The sequence below is a fragment of the Nocardia sp. NPDC087230 genome, from assembly GCF_044744725.1.
Taxonomy (GTDB): domain Bacteria; phylum Actinomycetota; class Actinomycetes; order Mycobacteriales; family Mycobacteriaceae; genus Nocardia; species Nocardia canadensis.
Window position 1 is genome coordinate 1,019,735 of sequence record NZ_JBIUYV010000002.1, and the last position, 22,036, is coordinate 1,041,770.

A 22,036-nucleotide genomic window follows, 5' to 3' on the forward strand; every position below is an offset into this window, starting at 1 on the left:
TCAGTTGGTGGACACCGCTGCCGAGCCGTCGGCGTTTTCGAGGGTGTTGGCGGTGATGTCACCCTGTTCGGCGAGCCAGCGCTCGGCGTCGATGGCCGCGCGGCAACCGGTGCCGGCGGCGGTGATCGCCTGGCGGTAGGTGTGGTCGACCAGGTCGCCCGCGGCGAACACGCCGGCCACGTCGGTAGCGGTCCCCGGATCGGTCACCTGCACATAGCCTTCGCCGTCGAGCGCGACCTGGCCCTTGACCAGTTCGCTGCGCGGGTCGTGGCCGATGGCGACGAACAGACCGGTCGCGGCGAGCTCGGACTCCTCACCGGTGCGGGTGTCGCGCAGGGTGAGGCTGGTGACGCTCGTCTCGCCGTTGACCTTCACCACTTCGGCGTTGAGCCGGAACTTGATCTTCTCGTTGGCCTTGGCGCGCTCGAGCATGATCCGCGAGGCGCGGAACTCCTCGCGACGGTGCACGACGGTGACGCTGGCCGCGAACTTGGTGAGGAAGGTCGCTTCCTCCATGGCCGAGTCGCCGCCGCCGACCACCACGATGTCCTGGCCCTTGAAGAAGAAGCCGTCGCAGGTGGCGCAGGCGCTCACGCCGCGGCCGAGCAGTTCCTGCTCACCCGGCACGTTCAGGTAGCGCGCGGCCGAGCCCATGGCCAGCACGATGGCGTAGGCCTCGAAGGTCTCGTCACCGACGGTGACCTTCTTGATGGGGCCGGACAGGTCGATCGCGTCGACGTCCTCGGTGCGCAGGTCGGCGCCGAAACGCTTGGCCTGCTCGCGCATCTGCTCCATCAGGTCGGGGCCCATGATGCCCTCGCGGAAGCCGGGGAAGTTCTCCACCTCGGTGGTGGTCATCAGGGCGCCGCCGAACTGGGTGCCTTCGAAGACCAGCGGCTGCAGTTCCGCGCGGGCGGCGTAGACGGCTGCCGTGTAACCGGCGGGTCCTGAGCCGACGATGATCAGGTCGCGAACTGGCGTGCTCATGGGGCCCTTCCGAAAGACAAGCTGGGGACGTGTCGGTCAACAACAGCCTAAACGGTGTTGTTCCCGGGCTGACGGCGCTTCCCTCGAAGCGCTGTGTCAACCGATGTCGCGTAGCGCGAGCTGTTCGGGCGCGCCCGTGGTGCAGCCCGCGCCCACGACCAGCGCGGTGATGGTTGGCGGCTTGGGTCCGATGACGAGCACGAGGACCGCGTCGGTGCCGCGGAAGGTGATACTCGACGCACCCAGCACCGTGCGATCGACGCCGTTGGCCTGCACACAGCGGGCCAACGCCGCTTCGTCGGCCAGCGGGCCGTTCACTTCGCGCTTGCCGAGAGCGCTGAGCGCGGCGGCGGTGGTGAGCTCGTCGCCGGGGGTGTCCGGTTCGGTGAACGGCGCCGCGGTCGGGGTGCCGTCGGTGGTGTCGAGCGTGGTGACGACGGCGCCCGCGCCGGCGAGCACGGCGACGGAGGCGGCGGCCGCGGCCAGCCAGCCCCTTCGCCGGCGGGATCGGTACTGCGCCAGCGAGACCGGCGCGTCGACGGGCGGACGCGGTGGCGGCGGCGGGACGGCCATCGTCGACAGGCGGTCGGTGGGGCCGTCCGGCTGGGCTTGCGGCATGGTCGTCAGGCGCTCGGTGGGACCGTCGTCTGCCTCCAGGTCCAGATCGGCGACGAAACGGAACATGCGGTCTGCGACGTCGTCGGGCATGGGATGCATGACCCGCTCGTCGGTGGCCAGGGCGCGGAGGTGGACGTTCACCTCGTCGAGCCGGCTGAGGTAGTGCAGCGCGTCTGGGTCGGCGCTGACCTGTGGCAGCAGTTGCTCGCGCAGTTCGGCCGCGAGGTTGTCGCCGTGCAGATCGGCCAGCAGCTCCGACGGGAACGGAGGCTGCGGCACGGATCGAGACACCCTCGCACCTCCCCTGTTCTGTCGATATCGGATCGCAGGATTTACATCGCTGACTTGTTCGTCACTGTTAATGACGCATCCGGGCTAGGTCCGGTTCCCCGGATCCCGGAAAAATTCCAAACGTTCTTGCAAACGTACGCGCGCTCGGGAGCAACGGCTCTTGATAGTGCCCTCCGCCACGCCGAGCGCGGCGGCGGTTTCGGCCACGCTACGGCCTTCCATCTCGACCATGACCAGCGCGAGCCGCTGGTCCTCCGGCAGCGTGAACAGCGCCTCGCCGACGACGGTCGACAGTTCGTACTCGGCGAACTCGTCGCGCGGCTCGACCGCCTCGGGCATCGTGTCGGGTGTGATCGAGATCGCCCGCCGGGTCTTGTTGCGGCGAATCCGGTCCAGACACGCGTTGACGACGATGGCGTGCAGCCAGCTGCGGACCTCGGCCTCGGCCCGGAACGAGCCCGCGGTGCGATGCGCGGACAGCAGCGCGTCCTGCAGGGAATCGGCGGCGTCCTCGCGGCTGTAGGAGGTGCGCAGCGCGGTCTGCCACAGATGGTCCTTGTGCCTGCGCAGCAGTTCGGCGAAGGCATGCGGCACGCCACGGACGTGAGCGGCCAGCAGTTCCTTGTCGCTGCCGTTCTCCAGCACGAACGAGCGGTCGCGGTATGCGGCGACCTGCCGCGTTCTCCCCCCGCGGACCTGCTCGTTGACTTCCGGCGACACCTGACCCCTTGGACAGCGCTCATTACGGCGACTTCACGTCGGCGAACGAGGCCGATCCATCACCTGACTACTGCGGCGTCCAGGATCGACGTCGACAAATCCTGGGTAACTCTCTGCCGAGAGCGCGGCCCGATCATATCGTCGATAACAATTGCGCACCAACCGGACCGCAGTTCGATGAACGTCCGATCTCGGCGCGGAATGTGGCGGCCACCTGCGTTGATAGCGGTGGGAGATGGGTCGACGCGGAGCTAGGGCGCGGCGTCGAAGCGGACGTCGGCGATGGCGGTCTGGAATTGACCGCCCGAATTCGCGAGTCCGGTGATCCATACGAGCACGAAACGAGCGGCCTGGTCGGTCTGCACGGCGATGTCGGTGACGCCGTCGACGAGCTTGGCCGAGCCGATCAACTGGGTCTGGTCGAGCGTGGGCGTCTCGGTCGGCGAGGTGCGGATCTCGACGGTGCTGCCCGCGCTGGGCGAGGCGATCGAGACATTGGTCAGCTTCGCCGGCGTCGGCAGCGTGGCCAGCAGCCCCACGCCCTTCTTGAGGGCGGGGAACTGCTGGAAATACTGGTCGGTGCGCCACACCGTCGCCGGGTTCTGGTCGAGCACCGCGCCCGCGCCCGCCGCACCGTCCGGGGTGCCCTCCGGGGAGAACACCGCGGCACCGGTGACCGGCACCGGCACACTGGTCGGCGGCGCGGCCGGGGTCTGCCCGGCCGGTGGCGCCGCGCTCGGCGGCGCGACACTCGAGGTGAGCCCGATGTTGATCTGCTCGTCCAGCGGTTTGTCCGAGGCGCCGGGCGCGAAGATGCTGACCATCCACCAGATGAGAATGCCGACGACCAGCGCCGCGAGGACGCCGAGGCCGACCATGATCCACATCATCCGCTGCGAGCGTTCCCGCTCGGCGGCGAGCAATTCCGGATCGGCGAGCGAATCCGGTCCGCCCGCGACCGCGCGCTGACCCAGCCGCAGGACCGGGATGAAATCGGTCTTCTGGTCGACGACCGAGGCCTGCTCGAGCACGTGCTGCACCGTCGCGGCCGTCCGCACGCCCTTGTTCGACTCCAGCGAGCGAACCGCGACGGCCGAGATCTCGAACGGGACCTCCGGCCGGATCTGCCGCGGCTCGACGGGGGTGCCGTCGGGGCCGAAATCGGCCAGGCGCAGGCCGCCGATGGTGGCCGCGGTCCCGGTGACACCGCCGACCCGGATGGGCCAGCGCGCGGTGATCAGGGCGTAGAGCATGGCGCCGAGACCACGCACGTCGCTCTGGGCGTCGGAATCGCCGAGGGTGCCGGGGAACGCCAGCACGGCGTCACCGGAGGCACTGATCCGGATCCGGTCGGGATGATCGATCGACAGCGAGCCGCCGCCGCGGTGGGCCAGTTCGGCCGCCGAGGCGAGGGCCCGGATGGCCCTGGCGGCGCCGATCGGCGAGGGGACGGTCTCGGCCATCTCGCGCAGCGAGCGACCGGGCGTCCACTCGGCGACGACGATGCCGCCGGAGCTGCCGCGGACCACGTCCAGGACCCTTGCCAGGCCGGGCGAATTGATCCGGCCCAGGCGCAGGGTGCGCGACAGGATCGCCTGGGGGCCGTCGTGCCCGGAGTTCTCGCCCGACTTCTGGTCGGCGTCGACGAAGGTCAGCGCCACCTCGCGGTCGAGCTTGATGTCGAGTGCCTGCCAGAACTTCAGGCCGCGAGCACCGCCGTGCCCGGCCAGCAGGCGATACCTGCCACCCGCCACGGACGCGCCGGGGATCAGCTTGGGGCCACGCTGGGCACGGTTCGCCGCGGCAGGCGGGACCTGCGGCGGGATCGGCAGCATGCCGGTGTCGTGCGTCGGATCGTGCGGCGGCATCGCGCGCGCGTCGTCCGCCGGTCCCTGGTCCTCTGCCGAGCTGTTATGCGGCGATTCGGCCTCGTCGGGCGTGTCGGCCTGCTCGGATCCTGTCGCGCCGGACGCGGCAGGATCGACATCGGTGGACATTCCTCCTGCTGCGCGCGCCGCAGAATCAGCGGCCGGGACGCCGCCCACCGCGTCATCGCTCACCCTCGGTCCTCCTTCGGCCTGATCTCGCGGAATCTTCCGCGTGCTGGCGTCATCGCCACCCATGTCGGTATGCCGAACAGCGTACGGGAACTGTGCCTGACCGGTGATGTCAACAGCGCCGGGCCGGATCACCGGTAGGACCATCGTCTGGGTGTCCATCGACGGCCCATACGACGGGAACGCGTAGGTGTCGGGCCTGCGCAGGATCGTGGTCGCGTAGATGTCCTCGGCGGGGGTCTCGTCCAGGCCGAGGTCCGGCGCGGGCGGAGTGATACCCAGCTTGCGCGACACGGCGACGGTGATCGCCACGACCTCGGGGATGCCTGCCAGACGCATGAGACCGAAGGCGACCGAGAACATCACCACCGAGTCGATGACCACGCGCAGCAGCGAACCCGCGCCGCCGGAGACCCGGTCGAGCCCGGTCACCGTGTCGACGATGAGCATCACCGCGCCGCCGGCCACGGACGCGAGCAGTACGCGCGTCACCGTGCGGCCGACATTGGCCATCCGCAGGTCACCGAGGCTGCGGTGCAGCAGCAGGCCGCCGATCACCGCGCCCGCGGTGAACCCGAGGCCGGTGGCGACGCCGAGGATGATCACCACGTCGTCGCTGTCGCGGGCCAGCACCGGGGCCAGCGCCGAGAACAGGATCTTGATCGTGGTGATGCCGAGGATGATCCAGGTCGGCGTCCAGGCCTGCTCGCGGGCATAGAACACGCGCAGGTGGATCAGCACCAGGGAGTACGGGATCAGCGAGAACGCCGACCAGCTCACCGCGCTGCCGAGGCGTTCGGCGTCGCCGGAGAAGCGGGCGTAGCCGTAGAGCGCCTGGCCGATCTCCGGACCCGCGAGGGTCAGGAAGGTGACCACGGGGATCAGCGCGATCATCGTGAGGCGGGTGGCCACGGACAGGTCGTCGACCACGGCGGGGGTGTCGTCGTCGGCGGCGTTGCGGCTCAGCCTCGGCATGATCGCGGTGAGCAGGGTGACACCGAGCACGCCGTAGGGCAGCTGCAGCAGTGCCCACGCGTTGGCGAAGATCGCGGGACCGGCCTCGTCGGCCGAGGACGCGATGTTGTTCGCGACGACCAGGCCGATCTGGCTGATCAGCACGTACAGGATGATCGCGGCGCCCATCCTGCCGAACTGCTTGAGGCGCGCGTCGACGCCCCACAGCGGGCGCAGATTGATGCCGTGCCTGCGGATCGCGGGCAGCAGGCTCAGTGCCTGGGTGGCCACACCCAGAGTGATGCCGACGCCGAGGACCAGCAGTTTCGGGTCGCTCATCCGCACCGGATCGAGGGTGATCTCGCCGGGTGTCAGCGCGTAGACGGCCAGCACCGCCAGCACGACGACGTTGTTGAGCACCGGCGCCCACGCGCCCGGCTTGAACGCCTGCCTCGTGTTGAGGATCGCGGTGAACAGGGCCGACATGCCGTAGAAGAGGATCGCCGGCGCCAGCAGGTAGGTCAGCGCGGTGGTGAGGTGGGTGTCGACCTTGCCGTCGGAGGCCACCAGCACATGGCTGGCCAGGATCGGTGTCGCGGCCAGCGTCAGCACGGTCGCGGCGAACAGCACCGCGAAGGCGGCGGTCACCAGTCTGCGGACGAACGCGGCGCCGTTGTCGGCGTCCTCGTGTTCGGCGCGTACCAGGGTCGGCACGACGATGGCGGTCAGCACGGCGCCGAGTACCAGCTCGGCCACCATGTTCGGGATCAGGTTCGCCGAGATGAACGCACTGGCGATGGCCGGACCGAGCACCGTGAGCAGCAGCAGCTGCTTGGCGAAGCCGGTGACGCGGCTGACCAGCGTCGCGATCGCGATCGAGCCGGAGTCCTTGAGCAGTTTCGCGTTGGCGCTCTGCGGGGTCGCCGGCTTTTCGGCGGTCACCCGCTCGGGGCGGGCGATCTTCTGGGTCTTGGCGGCGGCCGGGTCGTCGACGACGGCCGCGCGGCGACCGCCCGTCGTCCGGCGGGTCGCGGGTTCGGCCTGCGCGCCGACCGGCGTGCCGGGCATCCCCGGATAGGACGGGCGCTGGGGCGCGTTGCGACGGCCCTCCGGTCGACGACTCGGGGCGTCGCCCAACGCGCCGGGCTGATCGCCGAAGGGCTGGTCGGGGCGACCCTGCCGCGGGATGGCGCCGGACTGCGGACCGCGCGGGCCACCCGGATTCCGGGAGAATTCCCCCGCACCCGGACCGGGCGGCGGCACCGAACCTTCCCGGGGACGCTGCGGACGGACACCCGCGTCCAGATCGGGACGCGCCTGGCGCGGAATCGCACCGGACGCCGACCCGTGCGGCGGCGCGGGCCGCTGCTGCGGGAACTCACCCGAGGCGGGCGTCCGCCCGGGCTGCCGCGGCCGACGGCCGTCGTCGGGGCGCGCGCCCGGACGCTGCTCGGCCGGGAAGTCACCCGCACGATTACCGGGGTGCTGCGAGGGGAACTCCTCGGCGCCGGACGCCGGACGCGGCGCGTGGCCCGGCCGCTGCTGCCGGGGAATCTCACCCGACTGGCCACCGGGACCGGCCACGGGACGCGGCGGGTGGCCCGGTCGCTCCTGCGGGAACTCTCCGGAACTCGGTCCGGGGCGTTGTGGACGGAGCTCGTCGGCGCGCGCACCGGGTCCGGGGTGGCCCGGCCGCTGCTCCGGCGGGAAACCACCCGAGCCGGGCAGCAGGCGCTGTCCCGGGAATTCGTCGGCACCGGGATGCGCAGGCGGGAAGTCTCCCGAGCGCCCGCGCGGCGGCTGACCCGGCCGCTGCTGCCGGGGAAATTCACCCGACTGCCCACCGGGACCGGCCACGGGACGCGGCGGCTGGCCCGGCCGCTGCTGCGGGAACTCGCCGGAACCCGGTCCGGGGCGTTGCGGACGGAGCTCGTCGCCGCGAGGTCCTGGTTGGCCAGGACGTTGCTCCGGCGGGAAGTCCCCCGAGCGCCCGCGCGGCGGCTGATCCGGTCGCTGCTGCCGGGGGATCTCCCCCGACTGACCACCGGGACCGACCACGGGACGTGGCGGCTGACCCGGCCGCAGCGGGTCACCGGACTGACCACGTGCCGGTTGGCCCGGTCGTGGTTGCAGCGGGAACTCCCCCGACTGACCGGCAGCCGGATAGGGCGGCTGACCGGGCCGCTGCGGCGGAACCCCCGGACGACCTGCGGTCCCGGGCCGCGGCGCGATCTCGCCGGGCTGCCCCGGCAACTGCACGCGCGGAACACCAGGATGCTGCGGACCGTCGGGCCGCTCGCCGTACGCCGCGCGCGACGGATCCGGCGCACGATTGTCGGGCCGATACCCGGGCGGCGGCTGGTCGGCGGGCCGATAGCCGGGCTGACCCGGCATCGGCGGACGTGGCCCACCCGGCTGGTCGACACCGGGATCGACGGGCCGATACGACCGACCCTCCGGCGCCCCCGGACGCGGCGCGGCGATGTTCCCCTCGTGCTCCCCGCCGGTCATGCCACGCTCCCACGGCGCGACCGGGGCCGGGCGTGCCGGTCCGTCGCGGCGATCGTCGTGGTCGTGCCGATGAGCGGAATCATCGTCGCCCATCATGCCTCCTGTACCCGGCGCAACCCGCGAATCCCGCCGGTCCGATGAGCGTTTCGCTCACCCGTGCCACTGTCGTCCTTGTCTGCCATGGTCCCCCGCCCGCGTCTCAGGCGTGGGCGTTCACTGCCGTTCGAACCCCTCGTCGGCGGGGTCGGGCTGCCCACGGAACCGGCGCAGGAGCCGGCGCCCGGCCAACAGCAACAGCAATATTCCGGCACATGCCGTAATTATGGCCAAGGCCTGTCCGTAGGCGTTCGAGCGGACCGAGACCGAGGTCGGCTCCCCTAGCGCTACGCCGTCCGGCGTGGTAAGGGAAATCGGAATCACCAGCTTACGGCTGTCGCTCACCTCGGTCGGAATCTGGAACGACCTGGTACCGGAGGGCGGAAGCAGCTGTTCGCCGATATCGGTGATGTTCGTCTCGGCGGGCGCCTCGATCCGGAATTGCACCCGGATGGCGACCGGCAGTTCGTTGCGGGCGACCAGCAGCAGCGGGCTCTGCTCGGAGGCCAGCGTGTACACCCCACCCGGCGGCAACACCGACACCGACGAGAACATGGTGTCGAGTTCCTTGGTGACCTGATCGATGCGGCGCTGGGCGTGCAGATCGGCGAGCGTGTCGTCGTCGGCCCTGCGGTCGGACAGGCTGAGCGCGCGCAGCAGGTCTTCGCGGGCCGGGGTCAGGAAGGCGTGCGGGGTGAGCTCCGATTCCGGCAGCTCGACCAGCGCGCGCATCAGTTCGGTGATCCGGGCGCCCTGGTCGCGGACCGGTGGCACGAACCGCTCCGGCGCCGCGTCCTGGGCCGCACGCGGCAGGTATTCCAGCGCGTACGGGCGCGGATCGGGCGCCTGGGCGACGAGTTCGGCGAATCCGCGCGGGCTGGCGAGGTTGTTGCGGGTCAGCAATTCGACCTGCTTGAGCAGCGCGATGCCCTCTTCCCGATTGGCGCCCCACTGCTGCGGTGGCATCAGCAGCTGCGAGCGCGGCCGCTCCGGCGACGGGTTGAGCGCGGACCAGGCGATCGCGCCGAGCGCGTCCTGCAACCGCGCGGCGCGCGAGTCGTTGGTGACGTCGAAGCGCACTTTCGACGGGGTGAACGACGGCGTCGGCGGGTTCGAGCCGACGGCGGCGAGCGCGGTCGCCGACCAGATGTCGAAGGTGGTCACACGCAGCGCGGGGTCGGTGCCCGCCGGCGCGCCCGCGGGCGGTTCGACGCTCACGGTCGGCACGCGGACGACATCCGGCGCCGCCTGCTCCCCGCCCACGACGACGCCCGGCTCCAACGTCACCGGCGCGGAGGTCAGCGCGTTCTCGGTATCGCTGCTCGCGCCGTCGGTCGAGACCGCCGTGCTCGCCAGCACCGTCGTCCCGTAGCCGTGGTCGCGCAGCAGCTGCCCGGCCGGGTCGTCGATGCTGCCGGAGTCGGGCAGGCTGACCCCGCGCAGCGAACGGGTGCCCAGGATCGCGTCGACCACGTCGGCGGGCGCGGTCAGCGCGCGCGCGGACAGGCCGGGATCGTTCACCGCGGCCAGCGCCGACACGTCGACCTGCGCGAACGGCAGGGCGACGGTGCACATGGACCCGGCCAGGGCACGCAGCCGGTCGAGCCAGGCCTGCGCGCTCGCCGCCCCGGTCCCCTCCCTGGTCGCGCCGCTGGGGTCGGACGGGCTGGCCAGCACGCGGTAGCCGCGCGTCATCGTCTGCACGGTGGAGACCAGGTCGGGGTCGATGGCGATGCACACCGAACTCGCCACGCCGCGCTCGCGGCCGGGACCCGGCGCGACCGATTCCAGCGCGGCGACCAGTTGCTCGAGCCGCCCGCCCTTGCCGACGGAGACGGCCAGCTCGTCGTCGAGCAGTTCCGGCTGCCCGTTGACCGAGCCCGGTTTGCCCGCGACCATGCGCGGCCGGTCGGCCAGCGGCCAGATCAGCGTGGTTGCCACCGGCGTCGCGTCCGCGGGCGCGGGCACCGGCTCACTCGCCGCGCCGGTCGCGTCGCCACCGGCGCCGGGCAAACCGAGCACCGGCAGCAGGAAGCGGGCGTCGTCGAGCCGGGCCTGGGTGCCGTAGGCGGGTTCGCCGTTGACATTGAGCAGCAGCGGATACACCCCGGGGTCGGTCAGCCCCAGCGAGGCGCCCTCGCCCCCGGCGCGCAACGCGATGCGCACCGAGAACTGCTTGCGCTGACCGGGACTCAGTCGTTCCGCCACATCCTGGAACGGCCCGGTGATCTCGTAGTTCACCTGATCGAGCCGCAGCGAACTGCGCAGTCCGCTCGGGGACTGCACCGGCGCGGCCCGCTGGATCCGCACGCTCACGTCGTCGACGACCCGGTCGCCGATATTGGTGACCGTGCCCGACACCGTCAGCATCGGATCGCTGCTCGTCGTGACCGTGCCCGGCGCGACGGCGTCCAGCGTCAGCTTGAGGAACTTCGGTGTGCTCGCGCCCGACCCGTTCGGCTGCGCGTGCGCGACCGAAGGCAGAAGCGTCACCGAACCCAAGATGGTCAGGACCGCCGTGATCAGCCGGAACAGTCCACCCGTCATCGCTTGCCGGTCTCCATCCGGTCGATCATTCGATTCGCCACTTCGGCCAGCCGCCGTTCGTCGGCGTAGGCCAATCGGGAATCCAACTCGCTCAACGGAACCCACGCAACCTGGGTGACTTCCACGTCGGCGTCGGACAGTTCACCGCCGAGCGAGCGCAGCAGGAAATGGTGCACGGTCTTGTGTACCCGCCTGCCCTCGGTCACGAACCAGTAATCGATACTGCCCAGTTCGGCGACGACTTCACCGTTGATCCCGGTTTCCTCGGCGACCTCGCGGATGGCGGTCTGCTCGGAGGTCTCACCGGCTTCGATATGCCCTTTGGGCAGCGACCACAGCAGCCTGCCCCGGCGATCGGTGCGCCCGATCAGCGCGGCGGAGCGGTGCTCACGTGGGCCGTCGAGACCGTCGACGACCAGGCCGCCCGCGGAGGTCTCGCGGACCGTGCGCATCCGCGGCTTGCCGGCATTGCTCGCCGAACCGCGCCGCCGCGGCTGGCGGCGTCGACTGTTCGCGCGATCGGCCGGAGGAGACACCCCGCCAGCTTAGCTGGCCCGCCCCGCTCGCCCGCCTCCCCGGGAATTCAGCGTCTCTCCCGGTAGCACGGCCGCTGGCAGTCGGTCCCGCGATGGGTACGTGACGACCGGACGGCGGCTGCGGAGTTACCCATGTGCTCGCGTCATCCAGAACAGCAATGGCTGCCGACCAACGGATGGTCCGCCGGGTCGGGCTCGGGAATCGATTCGACGTCGTCGGTAAGCTGCCTCTTCGTGGTCTCTCCGAACGTTGTCCCTGATGCTGTGGCCGATCGGCGTGCGCGGCTGCTGGCCGCGGCGGCGGTGACACTGGGGCAGCTATCGGATGTGCTGACACCGCTGGGCGAGATGTTCGCCGAGCGTGGGCATTCCCTCTATCTCGTCGGCGGCAGTGTCCGCGACGCCGTGCTCGGTCGGCTGGGCAACGACCTGGACTTCACCACCGACGCGCGTCCCGAGGTCGTGCAGGAACTGATGCGCGGCTGGGCCGACCACCTGTGGGACACCGGCGGCCTGGCCTTCGGCACCGTGAGCGCGGCCAAGGACGATCAGCAGCTCGAGATCACCACCTTCCGCGCCGACACCTACGACCGGGTCTCGCGCAACCCCGAGGTCACCTTCGGCGACACCCTCGAGGGCGACCTGGTCCGTCGCGATTTCACGGTCAACGCGATGGCGGTGAAGATCGCCGCCGACGGCTCGCTCGAATTCGTCGACCCGCTCGACGGTCTCGACGCCCTGCTCGACGGCGTGCTCGATACCCCTGCCGCGCCGCAGGATTCGTTCGATGACGACCCGCTGCGGATGCTGCGCGCCGCCCGTTTCGTCGCCCAGCTCGGTTTCGACGTGGCGCCGCGGGTGCGGGCCGCGATCGTGGAGATGGCGGAGCAGATCGACCGGATCACCGCCGAGCGGGTGCGCACCGAACTCGACAAGCTGATCGGCGCCGCGCATCCGATCGACGGCATCAACCTCATGTGCGACACCGGCCTGGCCCAGCGCGTGCTGCCCGAGGTGCCCGCGATGAAGCTCGAGATCGACGAGCACCACCAGCACAAGGACGTCTACCAGCACTCGCTGACCGTGCTCTCCCAGGCGATCGACCAGGAGGAGGGCGACCCCGACCTGGTGCTGCGCTGGGCCGCGCTGCTGCACGACATCGGCAAGCCCGACACCAAGCGCAACGAGCCGGGCGGCGGCGTGAGCTTCCACCACCACGAGGTGGTCGGCGCGAAGATGGTGCGCAAGCGCCTGCGCGCCCTGAAGTATCCGAAGGTGTTCACCGAAGAGGTCGCGCGGCTGGTGTTCCTGCATCTGCGCTTCCACGGGTACGGCAAGGGTCAGTGGACCGACTCGGCGGTGCGCCGCTACGTCACCGACGCCGACGACCTGCTCGATCGCCTGCACAAGCTGGTCCGCGCCGACTGCACCACCCGCAACAAGCGTCGTGCCGCCGCCCTGCGCGCCACCTACGACGAGCTCGAGGAGCGCATCGCCACGCTCAGGGAGCAGGAGGACCTGGCGCGGGTGCGGCCGGACCTGGACGGCAACTCCATCATGGAGCTGCTCGGCCTGTCGCCGGGACCGCAGGTCGGCAAGGCGTGGAAGTACCTCAAGGACCTGCGGCTGGACCGGGGCCCGATGACCCGCGAGGAAGCCGAGGCCGCGCTGCTGGAGTGGTGGGCCGCCGAGAACGCCTGATCAGAACACGATCAGCGTCGTCCCGGCGACGATGGCCGCGCGGATCTGCGCCAGGTCGAACGAACCGGTGGTCTCGGGCAGTTCGATCCGGAAACGGACCTTGTCGCCGCGACGGTGCGCGTAGGTGATGCTCGCCCGGTTGGGCAGGTCGTCGAGCAGCAGCGCGGGGGCGGGCACCGCGCGCTTGGGCAGCCGGATGCCGTGCCAGGTGGCCTTGCGGATGTCGATGGTGAGCAGGTTGTCGTAGACCTGCGCGTCGACCAGGGCACGCATCTTGCGGGTGCGGTGGGTGGCGACGATGCGGCCGCGGTCGTCCAGGTGGACCCGCCAGTCGAGATTCTGGGCGTCCACCCACTCGACCAGGGCACCGATGTCGATGGTGCCCTCGATGTCGAGCTGCTGGACCCGGATCTTGGTCGGCACGCCGGGAATCAGCCGGACCCCGTGCGCGATGACGGTGACGGCGTCGAACGGATGTGAGTCCCAGACCAGGTCCGACAGCACCGTCTTGCTCTGGAAATGCGCGCCCCGCCTGCGCACCTTGAACACGTCCAGAGTGGCGGTGAGGTCGTGCCCGAGCAGGGTGGCGCTGACTTCCTGGCCGCCGAATCGGCTGAGGATGCCCTCGCTGAGCACGGTCATCAACACGTCGGGCATCAGCGCGGTCACGGTGCCGGAGCCGAGGTCGGCGACGGGATCGGCCCAGGAGGTGGTGAAGCCGAGCCACTGATCGATCCATGACGGGTCGAGCAGGCGTTTGCCGAGATCGACAGCGCCCGACAGTGACCAGGACTTCGGATCGAAATACGTGGCCATGATGGTCCGAGCGTACTTGGCCGCGGGCGCGGCGGCCATGGTCGGCGGCGTGTTGGGGTCGCGTCACAACCGGGGGCCGCGCAACCGCGCCCCGGTGACGACGGCGCGAACGGAATCGTTCATGCTCGAAGACATGCCGCTGGACCTGAACAGTGATCTGGGCGAGGGCTTCGGCCCGTGGCGGATGGGCGACGACGCCGCGATGCTCGACATCGTCACCAGCGCCAACATCGCCTGCGGTTTCCACGCCGGCGACCCCTCCACCATGCAGCGGACCTGCGAACTCGCGGTCGCCAAGGGCGTGCGGATCGGCGCCCACGTCGGCTATCGCGACCTGGTCGGCTTCGGCCGCCGCGATATCGCCATCGCCCCGGCCGACCTGCGCGACGAGGTGCTGTACCAGATCGGCGGGCTGGCGGCCTTCGCCCGCGCGGCCGGCGACCGGGTGCACTATGTGAAGCCGCACGGCGCGCTGTACCACGCCGCCGCGCGGGACCGGCTGCTCGCCGACGCCGTGCTGGCGGCGGTGGCCGAGGCCGACACCGGGCTCGCGCTGCTCGGCCCGGCGGGCACCGAGCTGGAACGGGCGGCCGGCCGGGTGGGTGTGCGTTTCGTCGGCGAGGGTTTCGCCGATCGCGCCTATACCGCGACGGGCACGCTGGCGTCGCGCGGAGTTGCCGGGGCGGTGCTGTCGCCCGACGACGCCGTGGCGCAGGCGGTTTCTCTTGCGCTGTCGGGCACCGCGCGTACCGTAGACGGTCCCGGTACGGTCGCCGTGTCCGTGGCGAGTGTGTGCGTACACGGCGATTCCCCCGCCGCTGTGGAGATGGCCCGCCGGATTCGACGGGCGCTCGACGACGCCGGAATACCGGTGGAGCCGTTCGGCTGAGGGTGGGAGGCAGGATGGACGAGGCAACGAGGGACTCCACGAACGACTGGAACGCGCGCATCCGGCCCGCGGGCGACCGCGCGATGCTCATCACCCTCGACGATCCACGCCCGGTGCAGCGCCTCGCCTCGGCCCTGCGCGTGCACGCCATCGCGGGCGTCCAGGATGTGCTGCCCGCCGCGGAAACCGTTCTGGTGACCATGCATTCGGTGAGTTACGGCGTCCAGGTGCGGCGCGAGCTGGTCGCTCTGCTGGACCGCCTGGATCAAGAACCGCCACAGCCGGATTCGCCCGATGTTTCCCGTGGAACACTGCCCGACAGCGAGTTTCCCGACGACGTCGTGGAGATTCCGGTCCGCTACGACGGGGCCGATCTGCCCGAGGTCGCCGACCTGCTCGGGCTCTCGGTACCCGAGGTGATCGCGGCGCACACCGGAACCGTCTGGCGGTGCGCGTTCGTCGGTTTCGCGCCCGGCTTCGGTTATCTGACCTCGCCCGACGGCCGGTTGTCCGTGCCGCGCCGGGCTCAGGCCCGCACCGCGATCCCGCCCGGCGCGGTGGCGCTGGCGGGCGGCTATTCGGCGGTGTATCCGCGGGGCACGCCGGGTGGGTGGCAGTTGATCGGCAATACCGATCTGCGGATGTGGGTGGTCGACCGCGATCCGCCCGCGCTGGTACGGGCGGGAACGGCGGTACGGTTCGTCGATACGGCGGCCGACGGGGACAAGGCATAACACCAGGCTGCTCAACGATGCGCCGCCTCGACAGCGAATCGGGGAGTGATCGCATGCTGATCTTCATCGAGCGGGTGGGGCCGCTCGCGACGATCCAGGACCTGGGGCGACCCGGCTGGTTCGATTCCGGGGTGGGTCAGGCGGGGGCCGCCGACCGCGCCTCGCTGCGCCTGGCGAACCGGCTGGTCGGCAATCCGGAGGAGCTGGCCGCCATCGAGGTGCTGCTCGGTGGACTCGCCCTGCGCGCCGACGCCCATCTCACCGTCGCGGTCACCGGCGCCCCGGCCCCGGCCACCGTCGACGGCACCCCGGTCGGCCATGCCAGCGTGCTCGAACTCGCGGAGGGGCAGGTGCTGCGGCTCGGCCTGGCCCTGTCGGGTCTGCGCAGCTATGTGGCCGTGCGCGGCGGCATCGACGTGCCCAAGGTGCTCGGTTCGCGCAGCCGCGACACCCTGTCGGGCATCGGCCCCGAACCGCTGCGGACAGGTACGCAACTTCCGGTCGGACCGCCGCCGCGCACCCTGCCGACCGTCGAGTTCGCGCCGGTCCCGGTGCCGCCGGAAGTGCTGACCGTGCGTGCCCTGCCCGGCCCGCGCGCGGAGTGGTTCACCGATCCCGGCGAGCTGTTCCACGGTTCCTGGGTGGTCTCCACCGACACCGACCGGATCGGCGCGCGCCTGGATCGCGCCGACGGCCCGCCGCTGGGCCGCGCGATCACCCGCGAGTTACCCGCGGAGGGGGTCGCGCTCGGCTCGGTCCAGGTGCCGCCGAGCGGTCAGCCGGTCGTCTTCCTCGCCGATCACCCGATCACCGGTGGCTATCCGGTCATCGCCGTGGTGCTCGACGCCGATGTGGACCGGGTGGCCCAGGCACGGCCCGGCGAGCGCCTACGGTTCGTGCTCGCGCGCTGATCAGCGCGGCGGATTCAGCCGCGCGTGCATCAGGTACACGTTGTAGCTGTCCCACGCCGACATCGTGAAGTACAGGTCACGCGCGGTCGACCAGGGGTGGATGAACCCGCCGTACGCCTTGGGATAGTCGGCGGTGGAGACCAGCGGGACCGTCTCGGTCCACCTTCCCTGCGGTTGCGCCGCGGTGCGCAGCACGATCTGGTTCGCGGCGGGGTCGAGGTAGACCATCTGCCACTGCCGGCTCTCCTCGTCGAACCGCACCGACAGTTCGCTGGCCATGCCGAGCACCAGCGGCGTCGCCGAATTCTCCGCGGCCGGCGCCCAGTTGCCGTCCACCCAGTATTGATAGGCCGTCTTGTTGAGGACGTCGTCCTTGCGCACCCTGGCCAGGCCGATCACGCCGATCCGCCCGTTGGGCGTGCCGAACATGTAGACGTAGTCGCCGTGCGGCACCATCGCGGCCACCTGGAACCGGCCGACGCCGAACATGTTCTCCCAGCGAGCGTGCTGATCCTTGGTCCAGGTCTGCCCGCCGTCGTCGGAGTAGGCCAGCCCGCCGTAGTTCGTCAGCCACATTCCGGGCACCCTCGACCAGTGGTTGACCGACATGTAGCTCAGGAACTGACGCTTGCCGATCGCGAACCCCGAGGTCGGAATCGTGGTGGTCTCCCAGTTCCTGATCTTGCGGCTGCCCAGCAGTTCGGCGGCATGGCACGGGCTGTCCTGCACCATCGAATCGATGACCAGACCGTCGTCGAGGTTCTTGTCGGTGCTGTAGGCGAGCACATTGGAGCGCCAGTCGGCACTGTCGGCGCCGGCGCCGCCGTAGGTCCAGCCCTCGCCGAAGGTGTCACCGAACACCATGGCCACCTTGCCCGGTTCGGTCTCCCAGAACAGGCCGAGGTCGGTGCCGTCGACCTGCCAGCGCATATCGGTCCGATTGCTCGACCCGTGCCCGGTGACCTGCTCGACGAGCCGCACCGATTCCACCGTCCGGGCCGCGACCGCGGGCCGCACCGGACCCGGCTCGACCGGGCGCACCACGGGGGCGGGCGGCTCCTGCGCCGGTTCGCCCTCACCGCCCGGCACCGGGATCGGGATGGTCTCGATCTCGGGCCTGATCCGGATGCGCGGCAGCGAGATCGCCGACCCCGATCCGGACCCCGATCCCGAGCCGGTCGAGGTGCCGCCCGACTCGTCGATCCCGTCGTCGGGTTCGGGCGTGTCCCTGACCTCGGGGCACGGATTGCGGCAGGGATCCGACGGCAACGGCGCCTGTGCGACGCGGGTGTTGTCGTGCGGCGGATCGGGCACTGGAACCGGCGTCAGCTCCGGCACGATGACCGGGATGTCGATGGTGGGCGCGATGATCGGCGGCGGGGGCGCGGCGGGATCGGGCAGCCGGTTGAGCGGGTCGAATCCCGTCTCGCCACAGATGTTCACCGGCGGCGGTGTCCACGGGAACGGCGCCGCGAGCACGGGCGCGGCGAGCACTACCGCCAGCAGTGCACCGAGTGCGGTCGAACCGTGCGGTACCAGCGTTGTGCCCATGCCCAACAAATACCACTGATGTAGTTCGGATTTTCCGGAACCGGACGGCGTGCGCGCGCGTCCAACCCGTATGTGAACGACATCGAGTTCGTCTTCGGGACCGGCGACGGCATCGTGCATCACTGGTCGGGGCAGGCCGAGCTGGCCCTGGCCGACACCGGCGTCGCCGACGCGCTATGGCTCTCCTTCGACGGTGACACCGGCGTCGACGACGCCCCGTGGGACTCCGATCGCGACGGCGCGGCCGAGAGCGTCGTGCCCGACATCCCGCTGTTCGTGGTCGACCACCGCGCGGTGCTGGCCCAGGAACCGGCCGGCGCGCTCAGCAGGCCGCCCTGGCTCGATGGGCATTGAGCGCGATCGCCACGACCCCGAGCGCGTAGACGGCCGCGCCGGCGAGCACCACGCCGATCGAGCGGCCGTCGGCCGGGATCACCAGCGCGGTCACCGCGATCGCGAGCACGAAGGTGATGTTGAAAACAGTGTCCTGCAGGGCGAATACCTGCCCGCGGTGATCGTCGTCGATGTCGATCTGCATGCTCGCGTCGCCGGTCAGCTTGATCGTCTGGCCCGCCAGCCCGAGCCCGAAGGCACCGGCCAGCAGCAGGCGGTGCGCGTTGTCGACGGACGCGCCGGTGGCCAGCGCGATCGGGGTCACCAGCGTCAGCTGCACGGCGACCGCGGTCACCAGCCCGAGCAGGACCGTGCGCGGCCTGCCCAGGCGTGGGATCAGCACCGGCGCGAGGATCGCGGCCAGCAGCATGCCCGCCGCCGCGAATCCGATGGCGACACCGAATCCGACCAGTCCCCCGCTCATCTCGTCGTTGCCGGTGGGCTGGCGCAGGACCAGCACCATGATCAGGGTGTTCATGCCGAAGACGACGCGATGCGCGCCGATGCCGATCATCGCCGTCGTCACCGTCGTCGCGCGCCAGACCGCGACCGCGCCGGTGCGCAGACCGGTGGCGATCGCGTGCACGGTGCTCTCCGAAGTGGCCGAACCACTTTCGGGCCCGAGCACGCGGTGCCGGAAGCCCGCGGCCAGCACCGCGCCGACCACCGAGCCGATCCCGCTCAGCGCCACCGCGACCGCCGACGCGGCATCGCCGGCCCCGATCAGCGCGATCACCGCCACCGACGCCGCGGCGCCGACCCCGGCGCACACCGAGGCGACCGTCGCGAGCACCGAGTTCATCGGCACCAGCCAGCGCTGTTCGAGGACCCGCGGCAGCGCCGCCGACACCCCGGCCAGCACGAACCGGCTGATGCCGACGGTCGCCAGCGCCAGCAGCAACAGCGGCGTCTCGCCGATCCCCGCGAACAGCCCGATCGCGGCCAGCCCGATCAGCACCGCCCGCGCCACGCTGGCGATCAGCAGGACGTTGCGCCGGTCCCAGCGGTCGAGCAGCGCGCCTACGTAGGGCCCGAGCAGCGAGTACGGCAGCAGCAGCACCGCGAAACCGGCGGCGATCGCCAGCGGATCGGTCTCGCGTTCGGGGTTGAACAGAATGGCGCCCGAGAGCGCGGCCTGGAACATCCCGTCACCGAATTGGGCCGCGAGCCGCAGCAGCGCCAGGCGCGGCATCTGCGGATTCCGCCGGAAGACACCGCGGCTCTCGCGCAGCAGATGTCGCAGCGAGGCAGGTGACTCATCCGCCGGATTCGAGCCGTCAAGGCGATGAGTCGACACCTCGTGAGAATAGTGGTGCCAGAATTGAGGCGGCGGTACGGGTGCGAGCAGGAGGAACGTATGTCCACATCGACGACACCGCGGATCGAACTGCACCGCGGTGGTGACCGGATGAAGACCCGGATCTCATGGCTCGATTCCAAACACTCGTTCTCCTTCGGCGAGCACTACGACCCCGACAACACTCATCACGGGCTGCTGCTGGTGAACAACGAGGACGTGGTGCTGCCCGGCGAGGGCTTCGACACCCATCCGCACCGGGACATGGAGATCGTCACCTGGGTGCTCGGCGGCAGCCTGGTGCACCAGGACTCGCTCGGCCACAGCGGCATCATCTATCCGGGGCTGGCCCAGCGGATGAGCGCGGGCACCGGAATCTTGCACTCGGAGAAGAACGACTCCTGGCGCCTCGACGGCAAGCTGCCCGAGCACGACGAACCGGTGCATTTCGTCCAGATGTGGGTGGTGCCCGACGAGCCCGGGGTCGATCCGGGCTATCAGCAGCTCGAAATCGATGACGAGCTCGCCGGCGGCGGCTTGGTGACCGTGGCCTCCGGGCTACCCCGGTATCGCGATCGCACCGCCATCGCGATCAACTCCTCGCATGCGGCCATGCATGTCGCCCGGTTGCCCGCCGACGGTCCGGGCGTCACCTTGCCGGAAGCCCCCTACCTGCATGTCTTCGTGGCGCGCGGGGAGGTCGAGCTCGAAGGCGTCGGCACCTTGGCGCAGGGCGACGCGGTCCGGTTGACCCGCTCCGGCGGCCAGCTGGTGCGGCCACACGGGGACGCCGAGGTCCTCGTCTGGGAGATGCACGCGCGCCTGGGCGGGCAGTAGCTCAGGCCGAACCGGGCTCCCGCAGCAGCGCCGCCGACCGCGCGTTCGTGCGGGTGGCGGCGACGATCTGGGCGAAATCGGGCCGGTAGTCGCCGTCGGGTTCCTGCATCCAGGTGCGGTAGCCGCTGCGTTCGTCGGCCGGCGAGGGCAGCACGATCTCGCTGCCGGGTAGGGCCACCGAGGCGCACACCCGGAACAGATCGGCGAACAGCACGGTGTCGAGGTAGGAATTGTCGGTGGGGCCGGTCAGGAAGGTCCAGCGGCCGGAGCGGGGATGGGCGATGATCGGCCCGCAGCGCTGGCCGCGGCCGATCAGCAGGCCGCGCACCCGTTCCCCCAGCGTGGACGGCATGACCACCGCCCCCACCGCGCCGATCTCCAGCATGATCCGTCCCAGCGTCGAGTCGACCACACCGTAGAGCCCGTTGTGCTTGCGGTAGTGACGGCAGCGCGCCAGCGCATCCTGAGTGGCCGAGTACTCCTCGGCCGCGGTATACCCGCCTTTGTCATCTGTGCGCGACGTGCTCATCACGACCTCGTCTCTGTCGACGGTGACTCGATGTAGCTGTGGATTCGCTCGATCGGAGTGGATCGTTTCATCACGAACGGGTGGAGCGGGAAACTTTTTCATAACGGCAGGACGTAAGGGAAAATTGCCGTTCTACACAGCCTAATGCCGCACAACCACGCTGACAATAGTCAGTAGCTAGCGTGTCGGTCGGCGTAGCATATTCGGACATGTCCCCCGTTTCGCCGACCGCCGCGCGCTGGGAACTGGTGCTGCGCCTGCGTGAACTGCGCGAGCAGCGTGGCTTCGACTCGGCGGGGTTCGCCCGCCGGGTCGGCTTCACGCCGGCCAATTGGTCGCACGTGGAGAAGGGCAGGCGCGTTCTCACCCGCACCACCATCGAACCGGTCCTCGACGTCCTCGATGTCACCGCCGACGAGCGCACCGAACTGCTCGCCCTGCTCGAGGCCAGCAAGCAGCGCGGCTGGTGGACCACGGCCTCGGCGCTGATCGGTCCCGAACTGCAGCGGCTCTACGGGATGGAGGCGGGCGCGCAGAGCATCCGCAGCTACGACAGCCTGATCGTGCCCGGCCTGCTCCAGACCGAGGCCTACGCGCGCGCCCTGATCAGCGCCGACGTGATGATCCGCCCGGTCCAGGTCGACCAGTTGGTCGCGATCCGGCTGCGCAGGCAGCAGCGGCTGCGCGGCCCGGAGCCGCTCGAGCTCACCGCGGTGCTCGGCGAGGCCACGCTGCGCCAGCAGACCGGCGGCGCCGAGGTGCTGCGGGGGCAGCTGCGACACCTGGTGGAGTTGATGCGCGAACTCGATTCCGTCGATGTGCGCGTCATCCCGTTCAGTGCACCCGAAGGGGCGGTGCTCGGCGGTTCCAGCTTCCATCTGATCGACTTCGCAAGCGATCAGCTACCTACCTTCGCGTGGGCCGAGAGCGCCGTCTTCGGTGGCCCGGTCGACGACGCCGAGCAGGTGCGCGATCTCGGCTTCGCGTATGTGCGGGCCAGGGAGCAATCCCTTTCCCGCGCCGAATCTCTCGCGCTGATCAGGGAGTATGCCAGCGTGTAA

Annotated in this window: 17 protein-coding genes; 7 read left to right on the forward strand and 10 right to left on the reverse strand. The window is 70.5% G+C overall.

The features are described 5' to 3' along the window. The 6 genes from trxB to ACIO52_RS10980 all read right to left on the reverse strand — a co-directional run bounded on the left by trxB (nucleotide 1) and on the right by ACIO52_RS10980 (nucleotide 11,233). Nucleotides 1-987 (reverse strand): thioredoxin-disulfide reductase, encoded by a 987-nt coding sequence (gene trxB, locus ACIO52_RS10955; RefSeq protein WP_218722263.1) that lies wholly within the window; start codon nucleotides 985-987, stop codon nucleotides 1-3. Nucleotides 988-1,083: 96 nt separating this feature from the next. Beyond that, on the reverse strand, nucleotides 1,084-1,884 hold the full coding sequence (locus tag ACIO52_RS10960; protein ID WP_402643252.1) for a hypothetical protein: 801 nt from the start codon (nucleotides 1,882-1,884) through the stop codon (nucleotides 1,084-1,086). 96 nt (nucleotides 1,885-1,980) lie between these two features. Then, complete coding sequence (gene sigM, locus ACIO52_RS10965; protein WP_218722284.1) at nucleotides 1,981-2,538, reverse strand: RNA polymerase sigma factor SigM; 558 nt, start codon at nucleotides 2,536-2,538, stop codon at nucleotides 1,981-1,983. A 329-nt stretch (nucleotides 2,539-2,867) separates the two neighbouring features. Continuing rightward, complete coding sequence (locus ACIO52_RS10970; RefSeq protein ID WP_255588812.1) at nucleotides 2,868-6,695, reverse strand: murein biosynthesis integral membrane protein MurJ; 3,828 nt, start codon at nucleotides 6,693-6,695, stop codon at nucleotides 2,868-2,870. A gap of 1,656 nt (nucleotides 6,696-8,351) precedes the next feature. Further along, nucleotides 8,352-10,781 carry a DUF6049 family protein gene (locus tag ACIO52_RS10975; protein ID WP_218722260.1) on the reverse strand — a complete coding sequence of 810 codons (2,430 nt, stop codon included), beginning with the start codon at nucleotides 10,779-10,781 and terminating at the stop codon, nucleotides 8,352-8,354. Continuing rightward, nucleotides 10,778-11,233 (reverse strand): NUDIX hydrolase, encoded by a 456-nt coding sequence (locus tag ACIO52_RS10980; protein ID WP_255588811.1) that lies wholly within the window; start codon nucleotides 11,231-11,233, stop codon nucleotides 10,778-10,780. Before ACIO52_RS10980 ends, ACIO52_RS10975 begins: the two co-directional genes overlap by 4 nt. A gap of 348 nt (nucleotides 11,234-11,581) precedes the next feature. On the opposite strand from ACIO52_RS10980, the gene ACIO52_RS10985 reads away from it, so the two are divergent. After that, entirely contained in the window at nucleotides 11,582-13,018 is a 1,437-nt protein-coding gene (locus ACIO52_RS10985) for a CCA tRNA nucleotidyltransferase (RefSeq protein WP_218722258.1), read from the forward strand. Here ACIO52_RS10985 and ACIO52_RS10990 read toward each other — a convergent pair whose 3' ends face one another. After that, the gene (locus ACIO52_RS10990; RefSeq protein WP_402643256.1) at nucleotides 13,019-13,834 is read right to left on the reverse strand and encodes a hypothetical protein; all 816 of its coding nucleotides are present in this window, start codon (nucleotides 13,832-13,834) and stop codon (nucleotides 13,019-13,021) included. A gap of 133 nt (nucleotides 13,835-13,967) precedes the next feature. On the opposite strand from ACIO52_RS10990, the gene ACIO52_RS10995 reads away from it, so the two are divergent. From ACIO52_RS10995 to ACIO52_RS11005, 3 genes are read left to right on the forward strand one after another with little or no spacing between them, the layout of a single operon-like run. After that, nucleotides 13,968-14,723, forward strand: a complete 756-nt coding sequence (locus ACIO52_RS10995) for a LamB/YcsF family protein (protein WP_402643590.1) — start codon at nucleotides 13,968-13,970, stop codon at nucleotides 14,721-14,723. 14 nt (nucleotides 14,724-14,737) lie between these two features. After that, on the forward strand, nucleotides 14,738-15,457 hold the full coding sequence (locus ACIO52_RS11000) for an allophanate hydrolase subunit 1 (RefSeq protein WP_218722256.1): 720 nt from the start codon (nucleotides 14,738-14,740) through the stop codon (nucleotides 15,455-15,457). Between the two features lie 53 nt (nucleotides 15,458-15,510). After that, nucleotides 15,511-16,368, forward strand: a complete 858-nt coding sequence (locus ACIO52_RS11005; RefSeq protein WP_218722255.1) for a biotin-dependent carboxyltransferase family protein — start codon at nucleotides 15,511-15,513, stop codon at nucleotides 16,366-16,368. On the opposite strand, the gene ACIO52_RS11010 is transcribed toward ACIO52_RS11005, so the two are convergent. Then, on the reverse strand, nucleotides 16,369-17,919 hold the full coding sequence (locus tag ACIO52_RS11010; protein ID WP_218722254.1) for a DUF4185 domain-containing protein: 1,551 nt from the start codon (nucleotides 17,917-17,919) through the stop codon (nucleotides 16,369-16,371). 72 nt (nucleotides 17,920-17,991) lie between these two features. On the opposite strand from ACIO52_RS11010, the gene ACIO52_RS11015 reads away from it, so the two are divergent. Then, nucleotides 17,992-18,273, forward strand: coding sequence for a hypothetical protein (locus tag ACIO52_RS11015; RefSeq protein WP_316573082.1), 282 nt, complete (start codon nucleotides 17,992-17,994; stop codon nucleotides 18,271-18,273). Here ACIO52_RS11015 and ACIO52_RS11020 read toward each other — a convergent pair. After that, nucleotides 18,242-19,504 carry an MFS transporter gene (locus ACIO52_RS11020; protein WP_402643593.1) on the reverse strand — a complete coding sequence of 421 codons (1,263 nt, stop codon included), beginning with the start codon at nucleotides 19,502-19,504 and terminating at the stop codon, nucleotides 18,242-18,244. The two genes, ACIO52_RS11015 and ACIO52_RS11020, sit on opposite strands and share 32 nt — an antisense overlap. Nucleotides 19,505-19,669: 165 nt before the next feature. Between ACIO52_RS11020 and ACIO52_RS11025 the strand changes: the two genes are divergently transcribed. Further along, nucleotides 19,670-20,446 carry a pirin-like bicupin family protein gene (locus ACIO52_RS11025; protein ID WP_218722252.1) on the forward strand — a complete coding sequence of 259 codons (777 nt, stop codon included), beginning with the start codon at nucleotides 19,670-19,672 and terminating at the stop codon, nucleotides 20,444-20,446. 1 nt (nucleotide 20,447) lies between these two features. Here ACIO52_RS11025 and ACIO52_RS11030 read toward each other — a convergent pair whose 3' ends face one another. Then, nucleotides 20,448-20,975 carry a hypothetical protein gene (locus ACIO52_RS11030; protein ID WP_218722251.1) on the reverse strand — a complete coding sequence of 176 codons (528 nt, stop codon included), beginning with the start codon at nucleotides 20,973-20,975 and terminating at the stop codon, nucleotides 20,448-20,450. Nucleotides 20,976-21,184: 209 nt separating this feature from the next. On the opposite strand from ACIO52_RS11030, the gene ACIO52_RS11035 reads away from it, so the two are divergent. Further along, nucleotides 21,185-22,036, forward strand: coding sequence for a helix-turn-helix transcriptional regulator (locus ACIO52_RS11035; RefSeq protein ID WP_218722250.1), 852 nt, complete (start codon nucleotides 21,185-21,187; stop codon nucleotides 22,034-22,036).

Bases quoted from the DNA above. Each gene is read 5' to 3' on its own strand.
- trxB (WP_218722263.1), bottom strand. From the start codon at position 987: ATGAGCACGCCAGTTCGCGACCTGATCATCGTCGGCTCAGGACCCGCC.
- ACIO52_RS10970 (WP_255588812.1), bottom strand. From the start codon at position 6,695: ATGCCCGGCACGCCGGTCGGCGCGCAGGCCGAACCCGCGACCCGCCGG.
- ACIO52_RS10975 (WP_218722260.1), bottom strand. From the start codon at position 10,781: ATGACGGGTGGACTGTTCCGGCTGATCACGGCGGTCCTGACCATCTTG.
- ACIO52_RS10980 (WP_255588811.1), bottom strand. From the start codon at position 11,233: ATGCGCACGGTCCGCGAGACCTCCGCGGGCGGCCTGGTCGTCGACGGT.
- ACIO52_RS10990 (WP_402643256.1), bottom strand. From the start codon at position 13,834: ATGGCCACGTATTTCGATCCGAAGTCCTGGTCACTGTCGGGCGCTGTC.
- ACIO52_RS10995 (WP_402643590.1), top strand. From the start codon at position 13,968: ATGCCGCTGGACCTGAACAGTGATCTGGGCGAGGGCTTCGGCCCGTGG.
- ACIO52_RS11000 (WP_218722256.1), top strand. From the start codon at position 14,738: ATGGACGAGGCAACGAGGGACTCCACGAACGACTGGAACGCGCGCATC.
- ACIO52_RS11005 (WP_218722255.1), top strand. From the start codon at position 15,511: ATGCTGATCTTCATCGAGCGGGTGGGGCCGCTCGCGACGATCCAGGAC.
- ACIO52_RS11010 (WP_218722254.1), bottom strand. From the start codon at position 17,919: ATGGGCACAACGCTGGTACCGCACGGTTCGACCGCACTCGGTGCACTG.
- ACIO52_RS11020 (WP_402643593.1), bottom strand. From the start codon at position 19,504: ATGCCGCGCCTGGCGCTGCTGCGGCTCGCGGCCCAATTCGGTGACGGG.
- ACIO52_RS11025 (WP_218722252.1), top strand. From the start codon at position 19,670: ATGTCCACATCGACGACACCGCGGATCGAACTGCACCGCGGTGGTGAC.
- ACIO52_RS11030 (WP_218722251.1), bottom strand. From the start codon at position 20,975: ATGAGCACGTCGCGCACAGATGACAAAGGCGGGTATACCGCGGCCGAG.
- ACIO52_RS11035 (WP_218722250.1), top strand. From the start codon at position 21,185: ATGTCCCCCGTTTCGCCGACCGCCGCGCGCTGGGAACTGGTGCTGCGC.